General features: G+C 63.0%; 14 protein-coding genes and 1 pseudogene. 6 read left to right on the plus strand and 9 right to left on the minus strand.

All coding sequences use genetic code 11. The features are described from left to right. Positions 1 to 7: 7 nt before the first annotated feature. Positions 8 to 1597, plus strand: coding sequence for an IS66 family transposase (gene tnpC, locus CR103_RS12350; RefSeq protein ID WP_099916285.1), 1590 nt, complete (start codon positions 8 to 10; stop codon positions 1595 to 1597). 183 nt (positions 1598 to 1780) lie between these two features. On the opposite strand, the gene CR103_RS12355 is transcribed toward tnpC, so the two are convergent. From CR103_RS12355 to galT, 6 genes are all read right to left on the minus strand, one after another. Beyond that, positions 1781 to 2734, minus strand: a complete 954-nt coding sequence (locus tag CR103_RS12355) for a bifunctional helix-turn-helix transcriptional regulator/GNAT family N-acetyltransferase (RefSeq protein WP_099916286.1) — start codon at positions 2732 to 2734, stop codon at positions 1781 to 1783. Between the two features lie 803 nt (positions 2735 to 3537). Further along, positions 3538 to 4110 carry a DUF4142 domain-containing protein gene (locus tag CR103_RS12360; protein ID WP_099916287.1) on the minus strand — a complete coding sequence of 191 codons (573 nt, stop codon included), beginning with the start codon at positions 4108 to 4110 and terminating at the stop codon, positions 3538 to 3540. Between the two features lie 295 nt (positions 4111 to 4405). Then, positions 4406 to 5560 carry a glycosyltransferase gene (locus CR103_RS12365; protein WP_099916288.1) on the minus strand — a complete coding sequence of 385 codons (1155 nt, stop codon included), beginning with the start codon at positions 5558 to 5560 and terminating at the stop codon, positions 4406 to 4408. Positions 5561 to 5607: 47 nt separating this feature from the next. Then, a complete protein-coding gene (locus CR103_RS12370) occupies positions 5608 to 7374 on the minus strand; it encodes a glycoside hydrolase family 2 protein (protein WP_099916310.1) in 1767 nt (588 codons plus the stop codon). Between the two features lie 7 nt (positions 7375 to 7381). Then, positions 7382 to 8482 carry a galactokinase gene (gene galK, locus CR103_RS12375; RefSeq protein WP_099916289.1) on the minus strand — a complete coding sequence of 367 codons (1101 nt, stop codon included), beginning with the start codon at positions 8480 to 8482 and terminating at the stop codon, positions 7382 to 7384. After that, positions 8479 to 9573: a galactose-1-phosphate uridylyltransferase gene (galT, locus tag CR103_RS12380; protein ID WP_099916311.1), complete on the minus strand. Its 1095-nt coding sequence runs from the start codon at positions 9571 to 9573 to the stop codon at positions 8479 to 8481. The genes galK and galT overlap by 4 nt, the downstream gene beginning before the upstream one ends. 346 nt (positions 9574 to 9919) lie before the next feature. On the opposite strand from galT, the gene CR103_RS12385 reads away from it, so the two are divergent. Further along, a complete protein-coding gene (locus CR103_RS12385) occupies positions 9920 to 12160 on the plus strand; it encodes a sugar nucleotide-binding protein (protein WP_099916290.1) in 2241 nt (746 codons plus the stop codon). On the opposite strand, the gene CR103_RS12390 is transcribed toward CR103_RS12385, so the two are convergent. Together CR103_RS12390 and CR103_RS12395 are read right to left on the minus strand one after the other, a co-directional pair. Next, the gene (locus CR103_RS12390; RefSeq protein ID WP_229443034.1) at positions 12114 to 12692 is read right to left on the minus strand and encodes a hemerythrin domain-containing protein; all 579 of its coding nucleotides are present in this window, start codon (positions 12690 to 12692) and stop codon (positions 12114 to 12116) included. The two genes, CR103_RS12385 and CR103_RS12390, sit on opposite strands and share 47 nt — an antisense overlap. 58 nt (positions 12693 to 12750) lie before the next feature. Next, complete coding sequence (locus tag CR103_RS12395; RefSeq protein WP_099916291.1) at positions 12751 to 13164, minus strand: hypothetical protein; 414 nt, start codon at positions 13162 to 13164, stop codon at positions 12751 to 12753. A gap of 339 nt (positions 13165 to 13503) precedes the next feature. Between CR103_RS12395 and CR103_RS12400 the strand changes: the two genes are divergently transcribed. From CR103_RS12400 to glf, 4 genes and pseudogenes are all read left to right on the plus strand, one after another. Continuing rightward, positions 13504 to 14517: a methyltransferase gene (locus CR103_RS12400; RefSeq protein WP_099916292.1), complete on the plus strand. Its 1014-nt coding sequence runs from the start codon at positions 13504 to 13506 to the stop codon at positions 14515 to 14517. 197 nt (positions 14518 to 14714) lie between these two features. Then, positions 14715 to 14879: pseudogene (locus CR103_RS12405) on the plus strand (manganese catalase family protein); the annotation flags it as partial. Positions 14880 to 14901: 22 nt separating this feature from the next. Continuing rightward, positions 14902 to 15789, plus strand: a complete 888-nt coding sequence (locus CR103_RS12410; protein WP_099916293.1) for a ZIP family metal transporter — start codon at positions 14902 to 14904, stop codon at positions 15787 to 15789. Between the two features lie 235 nt (positions 15790 to 16024). Next, complete coding sequence (gene glf, locus CR103_RS12415; protein ID WP_099916294.1) at positions 16025 to 17179, plus strand: UDP-galactopyranose mutase; 1155 nt, start codon at positions 16025 to 16027, stop codon at positions 17177 to 17179. A 23-nt stretch (positions 17180 to 17202) separates the two neighbouring features. Here the strand turns inward: glf and CR103_RS12420 are convergent, their stop codons facing one another. Beyond that, positions 17203 to 20307, minus strand: a complete 3105-nt coding sequence (locus CR103_RS12420; RefSeq protein WP_180279367.1) for a CHASE domain-containing protein — start codon at positions 20305 to 20307, stop codon at positions 17203 to 17205. Between the last annotated feature and the right edge of the window lie 42 nt (positions 20308 to 20349).

A 20349-nucleotide genomic window follows, 5' to 3' on the forward strand; every position in this document is an offset into this window, starting at 1 on the left:
TTGAGCCATGGACTTGCTGACCGAACTGACCCGCACCGAACACGATCCCGCCGTGATCGCGCAGGTACGGGCATTGATTGAGCAGGCAGAAAAGGCCAAACAACTTCTGGCGCAGAACGATGCGAAGCTGGTGCAGCACGATGCCAGACTGAAAGAGAAAGACTTCAAGATTACGGCGCTGACGTTGGAACTGGCGTACTACCGCCGTATCCGCTTCGGCAGCAAAAGCGAAGCGTTCAGCGGCGAGCAGCGCGACCTGTTTGAAGAGACGGTCGATGCCGACCTGGCGGCGATCCTGGCCGAGTTGGAACCACCGGACAGTGCACTGGACGGTGCGGCGCCAAAGCGCAAGCGCAGCGGCGCAGGCCGACAGCCGCTGCCGCCTGAACTGGAGCGCATCGAATACCGCCATGAACCGGCGTCGTGCCAGTGCGACGCCTGCGGCAAGGCGCTGGTGTTGATCGGCGAAGACATCAGCGAACAGCTCGATGTCGAACCGGCGCGCTTCTTCGTGCACCGCCACATCCGTCCCCAATACGCCTGCCGCGCCTGCGAATGCGTGACGGCGGCGCCGGTGCCGCCTGCCATCATCGACGGCGGCATGGCCGCGCCAGGCCTGCTGGCCTGGGTGGCGGTGAGCAAATACACCGACCACTTGCCCCTGTATCGTATCGAGCAGATCGGTGCACGCCAGGGCGTGTCGCTGGCGCGCTCCACACTGGCCGAATGGATCGGCAAGATCGGTGTCGCGCTGCAGCCCTTGAACGAACGGCTGGCCGAACTGCTCCGGCAGCGTCCCTGTTTGCACGCCGACGAAACGCCCGTGCGCCAACTGGACCCTGGCAAAGGCAAAACCCGTCATGCCTATCTGTGGGCCTACCGCTCGAACAACTTCGACGAAGGGCCGCCCATCGTCGTGTTCGACTACCAGACCGGGCGTGCAGGCGCGCATGCGCGCGTATTTCTGCTCGGTTGGCAGGGCCAGTTGATGGTCGACGATTACAGCGGCTACAAAGCCATGTTCGCCACAGGCATCACGGAACTGGCATGCCTGGCGCATGTGCGCCGAAAATTCTTCGACCTGCATGCCGCCAACGGCAGCCCGATCGCGGCCGAGGCGCTGCGTCGGATCGGGCTGCTGTACGCCGTCGAGCAGCACGGCAGCGCACTGGCTGCGCCAGCGCGTTTGCAGCTGCGCCAGGAACAGGCCAGGCCGGCGCTGGCCGAACTGCACGCCTGGCTGCTCGTCGCCGGCAAGACCGTCGCCACCGGCAGCGGCACCGCCAAGGCGATCGACTATACGCTCAGGCGCTGGCCGGCCCTGATGCGCTATGCCGATTCGGGCATGCTACCGATCGACAACAATCCGGTCGAGAATGTGATCCGGCCGATCGCTGTGGGCAAGAAGAACTGGCTGTTCGCCGGCTCAGAACGTGCGGGCCGCCGCGCCGCCGCGATACAAACCCTGCTCGCCACGGCCAAGCTGAACGGTCTCGAACCGCTGCGCTGGCTGACCGAGACGCTCGAGAAACTGCCTACTTGCCCCAACAGCCAGATAGATTCTCTGCTGCCGTTTGCGAAATCTACACGGCGTTAAACCGGCAGCCTAGGTAGGCCGGCTGCACGCTTACGTTCATCTTTCCTGTACAGTTACTTCATCAGGACTGCTCTTGCCTGAGAGTTTGTCAACGCAATAGACCCAAAGCAGCCATCCAACGGTACTTAGGCGTCTCAGCGCTTAAGTTGCCGGTAGCAAGCGTCATTGGAGGCGCCAATGGGCTCAGGCAGCGCCAGGTAAATAGCGCATCGCCACGTTGCAGCGTGCGTAACGGGCGCCGTATCGCACCATGATGTCGGCGTCATGCTGAAAACCTGCTTTCTCATACAGGTGGATGCCAGCGGCGCATTTGGTGTTGGTAAGCAGGTACAGTGGCTCGGCACCGATTTGCATGGCACGTTCGATCATGGCACGCAAGAGGAATTCACCGACCTTCAGGCCGCGGGCGGTCGCCCGCACGCCCATCTTGGTCAGCTCGAAGCTCTGTTCGGCGGTCTTTTGCAGCGCGCAGGTGCCGACGATGCCGAGACCCTTGGCTTCAACGAACAAGATCACACCACCCCGATCGACAATCCGCGCGCGCGGGTGTTCCAGCACTTCTCGGTCGGTCGCTTCGAGCTGGAACATGTCGTTGATCCATTCGGCGTTGATGTCGTGGAAGTACGGCGCCAAGTCGTCGCTATATTCACGGATCGTCAGGAGAGGCGGGTTTGATTGGGCGGCAACGACATCGATCGGCGTCGCATCCAACGCGGTTTCGAGTTCGGCCAGCTGCGCCATGAAGCTATCGAGCCGGTCGTGCAGGAGCGTACCGACGGCCGCCCCGACCTGAGGGAAAACCTTGAGGCGCGCGCGCGCCATTGCCGCTTCGCCTGCCGGCGTGAGCGAGATCGTGCGCAGGCGCTGGTCGCCCCCCGTCTTAGAAAGCACCAAACCCAGTTCGACCAACTGGCCGACCGCGCGCGTGACGCCAGGCTGGCTGACCCCGACGGCCTGCGCCAACTGGCCGATCGACATCGGTTGCTTGTCGAGTGCGGCAAGCAATGGCATGTGCGAAGGTTGCACAGGCAACCCAGCATCGGTGATGACCTTGGCTGCGCCGGCCTGCATCCGGTCGCCCAGTCGTTTCAAGCGGCTGCCAAGGAAGACGGCGCCGTAGTCTCGCAAGATATCCATCGCTGTAGATCCTTTCCTATTTTATATAACGCGGTATATAACAATATATGGATATGTGTTCAGGATGTCAAGATCGCATGTCTGTAGGTGATCTGCAAAAGGAGGAGTTGCCCAGTGGCTCAGCGTGCAGGGGCGTACGTGGTGCAGAACATGGCGATCCTGAGCTGTCCGGACAACAAGACATCGGATGGAACGCTCGTCAGTGCAACGAATTGGTCAAAAGGTGTTTTGCCAACGTCGTTCTGTTATGGCCGCTTCTGGCCGAAAGCGGAAGTTGCGTATGGACGGTTGTACCGTACAGGTACACCTGTAAGAGGCACTGCCAGTGAGACACTTTCACGTCTCACATGGATGAATACGTCGCATTTGAGACATCGTCGTCCCATTGTCCAGGCCCTAGCGAGACGATATCCATGCCTTGCGGTATTTGCAGGTAGCGTGAGCAAGAAGTCGTGGAATGCGAGCCAGTGTCGTCGATTGCAAGCTCATTTGCAGATAGCGCGAGCACGAGCGTCCCGTCCGTTGCAGTTAATTTGAGCCGAGATCGGCGCCGAATGCGAGCACGGTCTGTTTGAAATGCGAGCCGCTACAATTAGTCATCGCATTAGTCATTGCATTCGTCATCGGACATGCCCACCGGTGACCAAGCAATGCCGCTGGCGGCAACTTTCAAGCCGGGGATCACACCCCTGACAGGACGGACGCGCTGGCGCGCAGGCAACAGATTATGTGAACATAAGCTATTGCTCCGCGTGGCGGCAGATCTTTTATGACTTCTTTCTGTCCGCTTCGCCTGGGGCCGCCTATCGCGCAACGGCGCTGGCAGTGGCAGGCTGTTCTTTGGCCATTTGCAAGTGCTGTTCGACGACCGGCCTCATCTTGGCAGCGGCTGCCTTGACGTCCGGATCTTTGGCGTTCGAAGCGGCCTTGACCAGCTTGTTGTGCATTTTGGTATGGTCGGAGACGCCGGCGCCTTTCATGTAAGCCTTGTCGAAGGCGCCACCCGACATGTTGTCGAGCCTGGCCGCCATCGCCTTGTGCGGCGCGTCGAGTTCGGTCGGCAAGGTAACACCTTTGGCTTGCGCCAGCGTGGTGACGTCACCCTGCGCCGCGGTGTGGTCGTCGATCATTTTCTGCGCATACGTTTTCACCTGCGGGTTCTGGCTTTTGGCGAGCGCCATCTTGCCGGCGGCCACTTCGGCCATGTTGGACATCGCCATATCGACAACCACCTTCTGGTCTGCCTTGCCGAGGGTCGCTGCGGCAGCGCCTGCTGCGGGAGCAGCCGGTGCCGACGTTTGCGCCTGGCTGAGGGCGGGGATCGCCAGGGCGGAGGCGATCAGCAAGCTGATGACGGCAGATTTCGTTTGGGGCATGTTGTACTCCTTCGGTGGTCGGATGAATCGGTGAACATTCCACGTCAAGTGTAATTAAGTTGATACGACACACGCGCCACGTAGCCCGAAAGCAAGGAAAAACCGGACGCAACGAAAGCTGCGTTCCTTGGTGCAGGGCCGCAACGCCACGGCTGGCCCTAGTTTGGGAATTTTTCATCCCGCACTCTGCAAATTTTTCCGACCGCGGTAAGTTGACAACACCCGCGACACTTGTTTCAACCGAAAACCGCCCGTGCAAGGCGGGCGGGCGGTAAACATGTCGGCAAGGCCTGAATCAGGCCGTGAGGTAGCCGTAGTTGGGCACCGCGGCGGCCGGCGTGCGCACTGTCGGGATCGAGCGTGGGGTGGTTTCGATCAAGGCGCGCATGCGGTCCGCCGTCACCTGCCACGATGTGCCGGCGACAATGGCGCGCATCGTCCCGACCATTGCTGCCTTTTGCTGTTCCGACATTTCCAGCGCGGTGTCGCACGCGGCGATAAATTTGTCGTACGTGTCGGCAACAGCGACAACATGGCCATATGGCACCGCGACGTCGGTAATCGGGGTGCTAACGATCGGCAACTCCGCGGCCATGTACTCGAGTACTTTGGTCGGGCTGATGAACCGGGTCGATTCATTCAGGGCAAACGGCATCAGGCAGACGTCCCAGCCGGCCAGGAACTGCGGCAAGGCATCGTACGATTGCTGGCCCAGATAGTGGATGTTGGCGCGTTGCGGCAGGCGGGCCGCATCGATCTTGACGACCGGACCGACCATCACCAGCTGCCAATCCGGTCGCGCGTCGGCCAGCACTGAAAGCAGGTCGAGGTCGAAGCGCTCGTCGATGACGCCGTAGAAACCGAGTCGTGGGCCTTTGATGCCGGCCTGGGCGGGATGGCTGATGGCGCGCTCGAGCGCACGGCCGAAGTGGACCGCGTCGACGCTGCTTGAGAAGCAGTGGGCGTTGGTGTGGCGCTCGCGCTTCGCTTCGAACAGGCTCGGCCCGCCCGTAAAGACCAGGTCGGCGATCCCCAGCAAGGCGGACTCGCGCTGCAGCAGCTGTTTCGGCGAGTTCTTGAAAGCGGCCAGTTCATCCATGCAGTCGTAGATCACCAGCGATGGGTGCAGACCCTGCAACAGCGGCAAGGCCATCGGCGTATAAAACCACACGACCGGATCTTCGGCGTCACTGACGAGATCGGCGAGCAGCGGTTGCAGCAGCGGAATCTGGTCATCGTGAAAGCCCACTGCGTGCGACGACGTATGCGGCTGGCAGACGGTGACGTTGGGGGCGACGAGCGTCGTCTTCAGGAAATCGCCGCCGTCGTAGTAGATCGGCTCTTCGACCATGATGATCTGATAGTGCTCGGCAAGCCGGGTCAGTAGCTGCTGCGGGCGTTGGAACACGAAATCCCAGCGCAGGTGGCAAAATACAATGATCTTGGTCATACAATTTCCTTTCGGCCCTCGTGGGGCGCTAGTTAATCAGAACTGCATTACTCCTCGAGCCGGACGTTGCGCGTTGCCGCGCTGATCAGCTCAAGAGGAATCTTGGGTGTCCGGTCGGCGTGCAGCAGGCCGTTGGCCTCCTGGAACGTGTCGGCGAACTGGGTATAGCAAAAGCCGCTGAACATGAAGGTCGTGTTGACGACCTCCAGCAAGCTGCGGTACAACTCATGAAAACTGTCATCCGAATTGGCGCGCGAGTAACCCCACGTCACGATGGCGCTTTCGGCCTTGTCGTAGGCAATGCCGCCGAATTCGGTGAGCACGATCGGCTGGCCACGGTGCGGAAAGCCGTCGAGGGTCAGGATGCGCCCGCCCGGACGGCGCTGGTCGAACAAGGTGCGCACCGGGTCGCTCACTTCATAACGGGCGCGCAGCTTGGCGGGGTCGCAGTCGTAGTCGTGGATGCCGAGGATGTCGGTGGCCGATGCTTCCCAGCCATCGTTGCCGATCACCGGCCGGGTCGAGTCGAGCGTTTTCGTCAGGTGGTAGAGCGCTTCGACCGCGTTGCGGTGGGCCTGGATCGAGGTCAGGTTCGGCACCCCCCACGATTCGTTGAACGGCACCCACACGATGATGCAGGGATGGCTGTAGTCGCGCTCGATCGCCTCGGTCCATTCGCGCACCAGCTGGGTGATCGCCAGCGGCGTGAAACGGTAAGCCGAAGGCATCTCTTCCCATACCAGAAGACCCAGTCTGTCGGCCCAGTACAGGTAGCGCGGATCCTCGATTTTCTGGTGTTTGCGCACGCCGTTGAATCCCATCGCCTTGGCCAGCTCGACGTCGCCTCTGAGGGCGTCGTCCGAAGGCGCCGTCATCAACGTTTCGGGCCAATAGCCCTGGTCGAGCACCATGCGCAGCGGATACGGACGGCCGTTGAGCATCAAGCGGTCGCGGTTGATCGCAAACGAGCGCAACGCGGTGTACGAATAAACGTTTTCGAGCCGGCGTCCGGCGTGGAACAGCGTCAGTTCGCAATCGAGCAAAGTCGGCCGTTCCGGGCTCCACAACAATTCGTTGCGCGAATCGTCGATGCCAGGGTCCGACAGGACGATCTTGCGGATCGCTTCGTGGCCCACCAGTTTGTACAGGTCGTCGGCCAGCAGCGTTCTGCCGTGGCGGATTTTTACCTCGACCATCAGGTCATCGCGCAGGTCGCCGCCGACCCGCACCTCGCAGCCGATTTCAAAGCCTTCGAACGACGGCGTCCAGCGCAGCGCGGCGATATAGGTGGCCGCCACGCGCTCGAGCCAGACCGTCTGCCAGATGCCGGTGGTGCGCGGATACCAGATCGAGTGCTCGTGGCGCAGCCAGTCCTGCTTGCCGCGCGGCTTGGCCAGGTCGTGCGGATCGTCGAGCGCCTGCAAGGTCACTACCTGCAGACCGCCAGCGCGCAAGACGTGGCTGATGTCGGCTGAAAACGGGGTATGCCCGCCCGTATGATCGGCAACGAACACGTCGTTCACCCACACCCGCGCGGAGTAGTCGACGGCGCCGAAATGCAGGAGTACCCGGCCGTTGCCGCGGTCGATGTCGAACTCGCGCCGGTACCAGCAGCAGGTATGGAAATCGGTGTCGCCGATGCCGCTTGCCCGCGCCTCGGGCGCGAACGGCACGACGATCTGGTGGGTCCACTCGATCGGGTCGCTCGGCCCGGTATAGCGCCGCGCGTCGTCGAAGGCGAACTGCCACGGCCCGTTGAGCGACTGCCAGTGGTCACGCACGAGCTGGGGACGTGGGTACATGTGTTGGGTCATCAGTTCCTCATTGAATTGCAGAATTTGGAAGAAGCAAGCCGGCGCTGCCGCCGCCGGCATTGAAGCGTTCGACGACCTTGCCGCCAATGGCCGCGGCGCTGCCCTTGCGGCACAAGGCCACGCAGGCGCCGCCGAAGCCGGCGCCGGTAAGCCGGGCGCCATGCACGCCATCCTCCGCGCACAACATGTCGACGAGAGTGTCGAGCGCGTTGACCGACACTTGGTAGTCGTCGCGCAGGCTGGCGTGCGAGGCGCTCATCAATTGGCCGAAACGTGCGGCATCGACGCCGCCGGCAGCTTCCAGCACGCGCCAATTTTCGGTGACGACATGGCGGGCGCGCTGGCGTATCGGTTCCGGCAACGCCTCGACGGCCTTGATGTCGGCAACGTCGCGCAGCGCCGGCACGCCCAGCATGCTGGCGGCGCGCTCGCACTCGGCGCGCCGTTCGTTGTATTTGCTCGTTTCGAGCTTGCGCGCCACGCCCGAATCGATGACGATGATTTCCGCCGCGTCCGGCAGCGGCAGGAGTTTGGTGGCGAGGGTGCGGGCGTCGAGGAACAGCATGCTTACCTCGTCGGCCAGGCTCGAAGCCATCTGGTCCATCACGCCGCAGTTCACGCCCGCATACGCGATTTCGGCCTGCTGGGCAAGCAGCGCCAGCGCGACGTCGTCGAGTTCGACTGCCAGCAGGCGGCGCAATGCACGCAGGGTCGCCACTTCGAGCGCGGCGCTGCTCGACAGGCCAGTCCCGAGCGGCACGTTCGAGTCGACATGCACCTGCAGCGGCGGCACCGCCACCCCGCGCGCCTCGAGCAGGCGGATGCAGCCGAAGATGTAGCGCGCAAAACCTGACGGCGCGTCCTCACCCGCACCGAACGCCGCCTCGCTGCCGAGCGTGGCTGAATGGAAGCGATAACCGGGCGCCGAAACGACCGCCATGCTGACCGTGGTGCGTTGAGGCGTGGCAATCGGCAGCATGAAGCCGTCGTTGTAATCGGTGTGCTCGCCGAGCAGGTTGACCCTGCCAGGGGCGCTCGCCTGGATGAAAGAGCGGCCGGCGAAAAACTCGGCGGCGCTCATCGGCGGTCGTGTCAGTGTCGCTGTCATGCCATCAGCTCCGGCGCCACCACCACAGCTTGCAACTCGGCCGCCTTGTCTTCCGGCAGCGCATCCATGGCGAACATGCCGGCCCCCAGTTCAGTGCCGGCCAAGTACTTGAGGCGGTCGCGCGTGCGGTATGGCGGGCTGAACTGCGCATGCAGCTGGGTCTCGGGGTGGGCCTCGCCGTCGGTCGGCGCCTGGTACCAGCTCATCAGGTAAGGAAACGGCCGCTGCCACAGGCCTTCGTATTTCAGCAGCACCGTCTTGAGCGCGCGCGCCAGGTCGGCGCGCTGCTCGACCGACAACGCGGCGAAGTCGGGCACGTGCGCAATCGGCGTCACCCACACCTCGTAGGGATAGCGCGCGCAGGCCGGCACGAAGGCTACCGCGTGCAAGCCGTGGTACAGCACGCGCACCGGATCGGCCAGCTCCGTCTGCACCATGTCGACCAGTAAGGCCCGACCATGCCGGGCGTAATAGATGCGTTCGTTGGCGAGCATCGTGGCCGGCACCGGCGGCACGAAGGGATAAGCGTAGATCTGGCCATGCGGGTGGTGCAAGGTGACGCCGACCTCGACGCCGCGGTTCTCGAACGGCAGCACATACTTGATGGCGCCGCGCCGGCCGGCCCGGACAGTGCGGTCGCCCCACACTGCGAGCAGCAGTTCGATGCGGCCAAGCGGCAGCCGGGCCAGCGCATCGGCCGGATTCTGGGTGAACACGACGACTTCGCAGTGGCCGGCCGCCGGTGCGGTCGGCACGCTCGACGCGGGCGCATCGTGGGCGTCCAGGCTCATCGAGGGAAAGCGGTTGTCGAACACGGCGATCTCGTAATCGCCTTCCGGCAGTTCGGTCGGCGCCGCCGGATCGGTCGTCACCGCCAGCGGGTTGTACTCGGGCGGCGGCTGGAAGGTGCGGTGTTGGCGAAAAGCCGCGTAAGCGACCCATTCGCCGCGCAGCGGATGCCAGCGAAAATGCGGGTTGGCCGCCAGCGGGTCGGCGAACGGACTCGGCGCGGCGGCGGCAAACTGGATCGGCGCGCGGCTGTACAGCGCAAGCGCCCGACCGTCCGGTTTGACCATTTCAACGACATGCATCATGGGGCTCATCCGTATAAAACTAATGTAACAATCGTAACAGTAATGGTGTTTTCGAGGTTTCATTTATGCACCACAATGTTGCAAAAATATATTTTTGTTAAATTTTATTACGCAGTCTCTTCCCTATGGCAGCGCCCTCGCTCAACCGTCCAGATATCGCAAAACTCGACCACCGGAAACATTTTGTAGTCATATGCTTACAGTAGATTCCGGTGGATTCCTACCGACCAAACACCCGTCATGCCCCCGTGCGGCGGCACGGCAATGTATAAAATTCATGAACGCGCCAAGGGTGAGGCCGGCGCGTTTCCTTTGCTTCTTTTCCACCAGACAAGGCAACATCATGAAACCAGCCATCGAGTACGGCAGGGCGGAAAAACTGGCTTTGTGGGGCGGTGTCGAATGCACGCTCAACCGGGTAGGCGAGCGCTATTTCGACCAGGTCGAGCGCAACGGTCATGAGCGCCGGCCGGGCGACATCGAGCGCTTCGCCGCGCTCGGCATCAAAGCCATCCGTTACCCCGTGCTATGGGAGCGCGTCGCGCTTGACGGCATCGGCGCGGCCGACTGGGGCTGGCCCGACCGCCAGTTGCCGGCGTTGCGCGAAGCCCGGATCGAGGTCATCGCCGGCCTGGTCCATCATGGCAGCGGACCGCGTCACAGCAGCCTGCTCGAGCCGACGTTTGCTACCGGGCTGGCCGAGTATGCCGGCGCGGTCGCCGCGCGTTACCCGTGGCTCGAGTACTACACGCCGGTCAACGAGCCGCTCACCACCGCGCGCTTTTGCGGACTGTACGGCTGGTGGTATCCGCACGGCGCAAACGACGCGCAATTCGTCCGCGCCCTGTTGAACCAGTGCCGCGCCGTGGTGCTGTCGATGCGCGCAATCCGTCTGGTCAATCCACGTGCAAAGTTGGTGCAGCCTGACGACCTGGGCAAAACGTGCGGTACCGAACCGATGGCCGCGCTGGCCACGTTCTATAACGAACGACGCTGGCTGGCATGGGATCTACTGTGCGGCATGGTCGATCCGGACCACGCGCTGTGGCGCTACCTGATTCACTCAGGAATCGACGCCTCCGAGCTGGACTGGTTCCGCGTCAATCGCTGTCCGCCGGATATCATCGGCGTCAATTATTACGTCACCAGCGAGCGCTGGGTCGACCATCGCACCGAACGTTACCCGCCCCACTTGGCCGGGCTGGTCGACGGCCAGGCTTGCGTCGACATCGAAACGGTGCGTGTGCGGGCCACCCCGATTGCGGGCATCGGCCCCTTGCTCGAAGAAGCATGGGAGCGCTACCGCTTGCCGCTGGCCGTCACCGAGGCCCACATCGACGCGCACCGCGAAGACCAGTTGCGCTGGCTGCTGGAAATATGGCGCGCCGGCGAAGAGGTGCGCGCCAAAGGCGTCGACTTGCGCGCCATTACCTCGTGGTCCTTGCTCGGCTCGTTCGACTGGAACAGCCTGGTCACCCGGTCCGAAGGCTATTACGAATCCGGCGCCTTCGATGTGCGCTTTGCCGTGCCGCGCCCGACCGCGCTCGCCCCCCTGCTGCGCCAGCTCGGCTCCGGCCGCACGCCGGACCATCCGGTGCTTGCCGGCGACGGCTGGTGGCGCCGCGGCAGCCGCCTGCTGGCCGGGCTGGCCGGGGCCGAGATTGCCGGCCACATCCATGCCGCCGGCGCGCCGATCCTCATTTCCGGCGCCAGTGGCACTTTGGGCCGCGCCTTTGCCCGCATCTGCGCGCAGCGCAACCTGTCGCATCGACTGCTGTCGCGGCGCGACATGGACATCGCCGATCCAGTCTCGGTGGCGGCGGCGATCGCCCGCTACCGTCCATGGGCGATCGTCAACGCCAGCGGCTACGTGCGGATCGACGATGCGGAGCACAACGTCCAGCGATGCTTCCGCGAAAACGCGCACGGCCCGGCCATGCTGGCTTGCGCCTGCGCGCGCGAAGGGGTACACCTGACGACGTTTTCGAGCGACCTGGTGTTCGACGGCCGGCGTGGCGCGCCGTATGTCGAAACCGATGCCATGGCGCCGATCAATATGTACGGCCGCAGCAAGGCCAGGGGCGAGTCGGCCGTGCTGGAAGCCTGCCCGAAGGCGCTGGTAGTGCGCACCAGTGCGTTTTTCGGTCCGTGGGACCAGCATAATTTTGTGGTCCGGGCCCTCGGCACGCTCGAGGCGGGCCGGCCGTTTTATGCAGCCGACGACGTCACCGTGTCGCCGACCTATGTCCCGGACCTGGTCAATACCTGCCTGGACCTGATCATCGACGGCGAGCGCGGCGTCTGGCACCTGACCAACGGCGATCCGCTCACGTGGGCCGGGCTTGCCGCCAGGGCGGCCGCGCGGGCCGGGGTGGACAGCAGCAGGCTCGAACCCCGGCCGGCAGCCGACTGCCGTTACATCGCCGCCCGGCCGCGTTACAGTGCGCTGGTCAGCAACCGGGCGATCCTGCTGCCCACGCTCGACAGCGCGCTCGGCCGGTTCCTGCAGGAGCGCGAGCCGGCGCCGCCAACGCCGGTCACATCAGCTTTTTGGTCAGGAACCGCCCGACCAGCAGCGCACTGACGGCGCTGAGCACGACGGCCGTCGTGCTCGACGAAAACCCGACAAAGGTATTCATCGCCACCTTGCCCGCCTTAGGCCCCAGCAGCTGCATGCGGCGCTTGCTCATTTGAACCCCGAGTTCGTTGAGCCGCGTTTTGCCCAGCATGCGCTCCGCTTCCGGCAGCAAAATGGTTTCTTCATCGGCCACATGGTGCATCACGTCTCGCATCAGTTCGCTCACCAGTTGGTCATAGCGCGGCGTAGCCGGATCGGCTTGGCGAATCTTGGCGATCATGTTGCGCATCTCGAGGTGTTGCGGGATGCTTTTTTCGAGGGCTGAGCCGCCCATGCCCAATTGACGCAGCGCCGGATAAAAGGTTTCTTCTTCCAGCGTCGAATGAATTTCCAGTGCATCGCAAATGATTTCGGCCAACGCTTTTTTAACCGTGGACTTTTTCGTCACCACATATTGGTGCGAGGTGAGCATCACATGCGAATGGTCGAAGCGGATCATGTCGGTGATCGACGGGCTGATATCTTTAAGCGAAAACATGATGTTCTCCTTGTTTCATGAGATGGCGTTCATCCTGGCGCGCCCGCCAGGTGGGAACTCAAGCGCGGCGCCCGGCAAAATCCGCCGCGGTCAATGCCGGGGAAACTGAGGCACCCTCTTCTTTGAATGACGCCAGCCAAAGCCCGCCGCGGGTGGTGATCGAAGGACAAGCCGCCGCCGCGCCGGCGTCGACAAATCCGCTGACCAGCAACCATTTGCGCACGTCGTCGTCGAGTTCGACGGTGTCGCCGCGGTCGATGGCGTCGAGCGCGGCGAAGCAGGCCTGGCCGAACAAGGCGCGCTCGCCGTTCTTGGTGAGGACGGTGGTGCCGCACGGATGGCGCGACACCAGGTTGAAGGCAAACAATCGTTGCGGCAGGTCCCCTTCGCGGTAGCGCGCAGCGGGGTTGGCCATGCCTGGATTAAGGGATTGCAATGCGTTCAGTTCGTCGCTGTTTAATTTGGGCCCCATCGTGACCTCCCTCGCTGAACTCAATAGTAATGCGTGCAGACCCTCGTTTCAAGCTGAGCAGTACAAAAAAAATTGCCGCATGTGCCGGCGCCGCATGTATCGGCCAGGACCGCTGATGCATCGCCTCCATTATTTGCCAGAAATTCGATAGGACGTGGCCTACACTTACTTGGCCGGAACCCCGACGTGAAAAGCGCTGGCGCTTCGCTATCATCTGCAGTGTTGCTGCACCTTGCGACGAAACGCAGGGAAGCCGCGATCACGACGATCACGATGATCACGCAGCGGTCCGAACCAAGTCATGGCACCCATCAAGACTGCCGAGATACGGAGCGCATCATGATATTGCAATTCGAGCACAAGAGACCGCCCACGGTCACCCGCCCGAGTCCGCTTGCTTCTGTTGCCGCGGCGCTGGTTCATCTGGGCAAAGAACTCCAGCAGATTAATTACCGGTTCCACACCCCGACCCCGGCAACGATCGAGCTCGTCAATAGCCGCCCGGGCAACGCGCGGGCGCGCAGCCTTGTCGACGTGTTCGGCTGGAACCGCGAGTTTAACCCGGCCCTGATACCGGTCGCCATCCTGAGCGCAATGCGCGATGCCGGCATGCTGGCGGAGTCCGGCAACGGACTGCGCAGTACCTTGCGGGTCTCCTCGCTTGGCGAGCAGCTCTATTTTCACTCGGCACACCCGGCCGGCCAGGCCGACGCCGGTACTGCCCCTGACACAGTTTGTTTCGGTCCCGATACCTATCGGTTCGCGCGCCAGCTGCGCTTCTGCGTGCCGGCGCTGGCGGGCCGGGTGACGCGCTGCATCGATCTCGGTTGCGCCGCCGGAACCGGCGCCATCGAGCTGGCCCACATGTGCCCGGCGGCGTCGGTGCACGCGGTCGACACCAACCCGGTTGCCCTGGCACTGACGCGGGTCAATGCCTTGCTGGCCAACGCCACGGGGGTGCTGCCGGAGTACAGCCACATGCTGGCAAATGTCGATGGCACATTCGACCTGATCGTAGCCAATCCGGCCTGCATGGTCGACGACGCCGCCCTCACCTGCCGCCACGGCGGCGCCGCCGTTTCAGGCGCCATCGTCAACGCCGCCATTGGCCGCCTGGCGCCCGGCGGTACCTTGTTGCTGTACACGACGCCCGGCATTGTCGACGGCGTCGACCAGTTCGGCGAAGAAGTGGCGCGCCGCCTTGACCGGGCCGGATTTGCTTGGTCTTACGACGAGATCGATCCCGACATCCGCAGCGACGAGCTGGGCAAGCCGGCCGGCGCCGGCCTCGACCGCATCGCCGCGGTGTGGCTGATGGCGACCAAGCCGACTTCGCACCACGTCAACTGGTAAGCGGCGCTTGTATCGGCCGGCAGGCGCCCGCCGTCGTTGGGCCGGCATGCCGTCCGGCACCTTTGCGCGCAACTGTCCTACATTCACATCAGCAAGGCGCCGACGATGACCTCGCCAGGCGGGCGGCATAATTAAGCGGCAAGGGCATGTCGCCCACGTCCACCGTCGGAAGGCCGACGTTCAATTGGAAAGAAGTTATGTTGGCTCACAACAAACGCCTACAGTACACGGTACCGGTCAGCAAATCGAATCCTGGCCTGGCCAAGCTGATGCCAGAGCAATTCGGCGGCCCCGAGGGAGAGCTGGCGGCAGCAACGCGCTATTTTACGCAGGCGATAGATAACAAGCCCGGTGCCGGCGACAAGGTTCATTGATGGATCGCCAATGAACGTACGCGCGGCCCAGGTCCCCTGCATGCTGGTCGGCGGCGCAGTTGCCGTCGCCGGCCTGCTGGTACTGACGAATGAACTCGCCAAACCGTTGCTACACCTGTCGCCGAGCCTGACGGGCGCCTTGCAAGGGGGCTCCATGGCGGCCCTGGCAACCGCGGCCGGCACCGCGCCTGTCCTGTTTGCGCAAAAACTTTCCAGGAAAGTGTGCGAGGGATTTCTCGGGCTCGGCGCCGGCATCATGCTGGCGGCGACCTCGTTTTCGCTGGTGATTCCCGCATTGGCGGCAAGCCGGGCGGCGGGCGCGGGCGCGTGGGAAGCGGCGGCAATCACCGCGGCGGCCATCCTGATCGGGATGGCCCTGGTGATGAGCCTCGACCGCCTCGCGGGCGCCGACCTCCACGCGGAGGAAACCACCGGGGGCAACCACGACAGCAGGTCGATCAAGCGGGCATGGCTGTTTGTCGGCGCCATCGCCATTCACAACCTGCCCGAAGGCCTTGCCATCGGCGTCGCTTATGCCGGGATCGACCCAGCCAAGGCCTATGGATTAGCGACCGGCATCTCGCTTCAGGATATACCGGAAGGACTGGTGGTGGCGATGGCGCTGCGCGCGGTCGGTTACGGCCGGGTGTATTCGGCCCTGCTCGGTGTTGCCTCGGGCATCATCGAACCGATTGCCGCAGTTGCCGGCGCCGCGCTGATCGAAGTCTCTGCCGCACTGCTGCCGTGGGGACTGGCATGCGCCGGCGGCGCGATGTTGTATGTCATTTGCCACCACATCATTCCGGAGTCGCACAAGGATGGCTTGAACAAGCTCGCATCAGGCGCGCTGGTGGCCGGTTTCGTCGTGATGATGATTCTCGATACCGCGCTTGCGTAAACCGCGGCTCCACCGGGTCCGTCCGGGCCGCCGCAACGCCCGCCGATTGTTTAGTAGCGCCGGCAACTGCGTTCACTATCGGGCGGATTTCACAGCGGATACGCTATTCACCGGAGCGCCGCCCTAGTGAATTTTATAGTAACCTTTTTTGTCGAGACGCCAAGGTTTCGGTCAATGCGATCCGGTGCGCACGGCACGTTCGTGGCGTGCATCAAACTATAGCCAGGACATTTTAATGAAAAAAAATATCGCCGTTGTTGGTGCCGGATTTTCTGGCGCCGTCATTGCAAATCAGTTGGCTCATGCAGGATACAACGTCGAAGTGTTCGAGTCGCGCCCCCATATCGCGGGCAATTGCCACTCCGAACGCGATGACGATACGGGCGTCATGCTGCATGTTTACGGACCCCACATATTTCATACCGACAATGAGCGGGCATGGGAATTCGTCAACCGGTTCAGTGAATTCAAACCTTATGTGAACCGGGTCAAGGCAATCACGAATGGCAAGGTTTTTACCCTTCCCATCAATTTACTGACCATCAACCAGTTCTTCAACAAGACCATGCGTCCGGCCGAAGCGCAAGCCTTCCTGCTGACGCTGGGCGACAAATCGATCGACAATCCGACCACCTTCGAAGAGCAGGCTTTGCGCTTCGTCGGGCGCGAGCTGTACGAGGCCTTTTTCAAAACCTATACGATCAAGCAATGGGGCCTGCAACCGAGCGAGCTGCCTGCGAGTATCTTGAAACGCCTGCCGGTACGTTTCAATTACGACGACAACTATTTCAATCACAAGTACCAGGGCATGCCGGCAAATGGTTACACCGCGCTGGTCGAGAAAATCCTGGCAGTCGCGGGAGTCGCGGTGCACCTGAGTACGCCCTTCGATCCCGCACTGAAGCACGACTACGGCCACGTTTTCTACAGCGGCCCGATCGATGCATGGTTCAGCCATTCCGAAGGCCGCCTGCCCTACCGCACCCTCGATTTCGAAGTCTTCCGCGACCGGGGAGACTTCCAGGGCAACGCCGTCATCAACTATTGCGACGACAGCCAGCCATATACCCGGATCACCGAACACAAGCATTTCTCACCGTGGGAACAGCACGACAGGACGATCTGCTACACCGAATACAGTCGGCAATGCGAGGAGCGCGACATCCCTTACTATCCGATCCGGCTGGCGCGCGACAAGCAGCAACTCGAGCGCTACGTCGACGTGGCACGCGAAGAAGCGAACGTGACCTTCGTCGGACGCCTTGGCACCTACCGTTATCTCGACATGGACGTTACCATTAACGAAGCGTTGATCACGGCGGACAAGTTTCTCGACTGCGCGCGCGCGCGCGCCCGCATGCCGGCGTTTGTCATCGATCCACTGGGGTAATCAGGCGCGGCCTGGCTGGTTTTTTAGAGCACGTTCGCGCGCGCGCCGAGGATGTCGCGAAGCCGCTGCGCGAGTTGGGCTTGCTGGTAAGGCTTACTCAACAACTGCACGCTGCCGTCGATCCGTCCGCCGACGGCCAGCGCATCGCGCGTGTAACCGGATGTGAACAGCACGGCCACTCCCGGCAGCAAGCGCCTGGCGTGAGCCGCCAATTGCGTGCTGCTGACCGGGCCGGGCATCACCACATCGGTAAACAGCAGGTCGATCTGGTCGCCCCGTTCGAGTATCGCCAGGCCGGCCGCGCCGTCGGCGGCGTCGATCACCCGGTAACCGAGCTCACGCAAGGTACCGACGGCGGTCAGGCGCACCTCGTCGTCGTCTTCGACCACGAGAATCGTTTCTTCGCCGCCGGTGACGTCGATGCCTGGGGCCGCCAGGGCGGGCAGCTCGGTTGCATGCGAGCGCGGCAGTAGAATATCGATGGCCGTACCCTCGCCCGGCTTGCTGCGCAGCGCGATGTGCCCGCCGCTTTGCTTGACGAAGCCATACGCCATGGAAAGGCCCAGGCCGGTGCCCTGGCCGACCGGCTTGGTGGTAAAGAAAGGCTCGAACGCATGCTCCATCACGTCTTCGGTCATCCCGCAGCCAGTATCGGACAAGCTCAGCAGCACGTATTCGCCCGGCACGATGTCGTCGATTCGTGCATGTTCGACGCTGATCAAGCGATTGCGAAATTCCAGGGAAAACGCACCGCCGACGCCGGCCATCGCATCGCGCGCATTGATCGCCAGGTTCATCACGACATTCTCGAACTGGCCGGCATCGACAAAGACATTCCACAGCGCTTCGTCGTAGCGGTACTCGATGCCGATCGCCTCGCCGAGCGCGCGTTGCAGCAGATCGTCGCGGTCGCGCAAGGTGCGCAAGGGGTTGATCGCGACAGGCTGCAGCGGCTGGCGGCGCGCGAACGCCAGCAATTGCGACGACAGCTTCGAGCCGCGCGCGACGGCCGATCCGATGCTGCGCAAGCGCTGCTGCAACGTCGCGTCGGTCGGCGGATAATGCTGCAGCAGCTGGACATTGCCGCTGATGATCTGGAGCACGTTGTTGAAGTCGTGGGCAATGCCGCCGGTCAGCTTGCCGACCGCCTCCAGTTTTTGCGCGTGCTGCAAAGCTTGCCGCGCCTCCTCGAGCGCCAGCAATCGTTCCTGCGCGCTGCGCTCGGCCGCTTTGCGATCGGAAATATCGCGGATGAAGCTGCTCACCGCAAACAGGGCGCCTTCAGGAAAGCCGGCCACCGCCAGCTCGGCCGGAAAACAGCGCCCGGACCGGTGCATCGCAGTCACCTCGATCACATTGTGCGAGACAAGCCCGCGGCCGCGCTGGACGAAACGTTGAAACCAGACCGCGTGGCGGGCCCGGAACTCGGCCGGGACGATCAGTTCGGCCATCGGCGAACCGATCGCGTCAAGCCTGCGCCAGCCGAACATCCGCTCTGCGCTGGCGTTCCAGTGGGTGATATGGCCATCCGATCCGACGGCGACGAACGCATCGTGCGAATGCTGGAGAATCACGTCGAACCGATGCTGCTCATGCGCCAACTGGGCGTTGACGACGCGCATCGCGTTTTCGTTCTCCTTGACGCGGGTAATATCGGCATGCGTGCCGATGGTGCGCAAAGGCCGCCCGCTTGCATCGCGGGTGACAGCCATGCCGCGTCCGAGGATCCAGCGATAGCCGCCATCCTTGCTGCGCATCCGGTATTCGCTGACATAGGATTGTGTCGTGCTGTCGAGATAGGCGTTCAGCCGCGCCATCACTCTTTGCACGTCATCCGGATGAATCAAGTCGCGCCATGTCTGCTCCGTGTTGCTCAATTCATCCTCGGAAAAGCCCAGCATCGCCTTCCACTGCCTGGAGTACAAGATATTGCCAGTGCCGCGGTCCCAGTCCCACACCCCGTCGCCGGCACCCTCCAACGCATAGTTCCAGCGATATTCAATATCGCTCAGTTGCCGCGTCATCTGCCTGGCCAGGCCGACCGCGCGCCGCTGCCCGGTGCCGAGCGCCCAGACCAGGAAGGCCAGCATGCCGCTGGCCACCGAACCGCCGGCGGCGATCCAGCGCGGGCGGTTGTCGTCGAGCCTGGATTCCCACCGGGCCGTCGAGCCGATGTCGAGCGTCCATGGCGCACCGGCGATGGTGAGCGTGCGGATGGTTCGATAGCTTGGAAGAAAACCCGGCGGCTGGCTGTCCGCCACCCCGGAGCGGTACAGCTGGCTAGCGTCCGAGCGCTGGCCACCATCGTAAATCGACAGGCTCACTTCGGCTGAACGTTCGCCGTTCAGGCCCGTCATCAGATCGTCCATGCGAAACGGCGCGCCGACCCAGCCCACCAGGTGTGCCCGGCGCTCTTCGATGGTCGCGGTCGGCATCGCCCGGCGATAGATCGGTAGGTACATCACGAAGCCGGACTGCACGTTGCGCCCGTTCTCCTGGATCAGGCGCACCTTGCCCGACGCTGCCGCCTGGCCGCTGTCCCTGGCCCGTTCCATCGCGGCGCGCCGGGTCGGTTCGGTCAGCATGTCGTAGCCGGGCGCGCGCAGGTTCAGGCCGGTGAACGGCTCGATATGGGTGATCGACGAGTAAATCGGGCGCCCGCCGGCGGGACGAATATCGTATCCGGGAGCGCCGTCGCCGCGGATGGCTGCCAAGTGGGCAGCGAGGCCGGCGGGCAAGACCAGCTCGACCAGCGCCAGGCCTTGAATGCCGGGGAAGCGCTCTTCGAGCCGGATCGACTGGACAAACAAGCGAAAGTCCGCGCGCTTGGCATCCATCGATCCCAGCATGAAAGCCTGCGTATCGCGCTCGACCTGTTCGTACGTGCTCATGCGTTGCTCGATGCGGCGCACGGTCTGCCGCGTCTGGAATTCGAACTCCGCCCGCCGGCTGTTTTCGATCTGCTGTTCGACCACGTGCCAGGCGCCAAAAGTTGCCGCCAGCGACAGCAGGAACACCGCGATCGCCAGCATTTCAGGCGTGCGCAATGTTGACGTCATCCATTGCCAACGGGAAAAAGTCGAAGCGGAAGCATCGGCCGGTTCAGGCAAGGCACCAGGGTTTGTCATCAGCATGTTTTACGGAAGTCGTTGCGCTATAAAAATAATATT

This window comes from Massilia psychrophila (assembly GCF_002760665.1).
Classification (GTDB): domain Bacteria; phylum Pseudomonadota; class Gammaproteobacteria; order Burkholderiales; family Burkholderiaceae_D; genus JAFCUW01.

Excerpts from the sequence above, each read along its gene's own strand:
- tnpC (WP_099916285.1), top strand. The coding sequence starts at position 8 with ATGGACTTGCTGACCGAACTGACCCGCACCGAACACGATCCCGCCGTG.
- CR103_RS12400 (WP_099916292.1), top strand. The coding sequence starts at position 13,504 with ATGATATTGCAATTCGAGCACAAGAGACCGCCCACGGTCACCCGCCCG.
- galK (WP_099916289.1), bottom strand. The coding sequence starts at position 8,482 with ATGACAGCGACACTGACACGACCGCCGATGAGCGCCGCCGAGTTTTTC.
- galT (WP_099916311.1), bottom strand. The coding sequence starts at position 9,573 with ATGCATGTCGTTGAAATGGTCAAACCGGACGGTCGGGCGCTTGCGCTG.
- CR103_RS12395 (WP_099916291.1), bottom strand. The coding sequence starts at position 13,164 with ATGGGGCCCAAATTAAACAGCGACGAACTGAACGCATTGCAATCCCTT.
- CR103_RS12360 (WP_099916287.1), bottom strand. The coding sequence starts at position 4,110 with ATGCCCCAAACGAAATCTGCCGTCATCAGCTTGCTGATCGCCTCCGCC.
- glf (WP_099916294.1), top strand. The coding sequence starts at position 16,025 with ATGAAAAAAAATATCGCCGTTGTTGGTGCCGGATTTTCTGGCGCCGTC.
- CR103_RS12370 (WP_099916310.1), bottom strand. The coding sequence starts at position 7,374 with ATGACCCAACACATGTACCCACGTCCCCAGCTCGTGCGTGACCACTGG.
- CR103_RS12365 (WP_099916288.1), bottom strand. The coding sequence starts at position 5,560 with ATGACCAAGATCATTGTATTTTGCCACCTGCGCTGGGATTTCGTGTTC.
- CR103_RS12385 (WP_099916290.1), top strand. The coding sequence starts at position 9,920 with ATGAAACCAGCCATCGAGTACGGCAGGGCGGAAAAACTGGCTTTGTGG.
- CR103_RS12390 (WP_229443034.1), bottom strand. The coding sequence starts at position 12,692 with ATGTTTTCGCTTAAAGATATCAGCCCGTCGATCACCGACATGATCCGC.
- CR103_RS12355 (WP_099916286.1), bottom strand. The coding sequence starts at position 2,734 with ATGGATATCTTGCGAGACTACGGCGCCGTCTTCCTTGGCAGCCGCTTG.
- CR103_RS12410 (WP_099916293.1), top strand. The coding sequence starts at position 14,902 with ATGAACGTACGCGCGGCCCAGGTCCCCTGCATGCTGGTCGGCGGCGCA.
- CR103_RS12420 (WP_180279367.1), bottom strand. The coding sequence starts at position 20,307 with ATGACAAACCCTGGTGCCTTGCCTGAACCGGCCGATGCTTCCGCTTCG.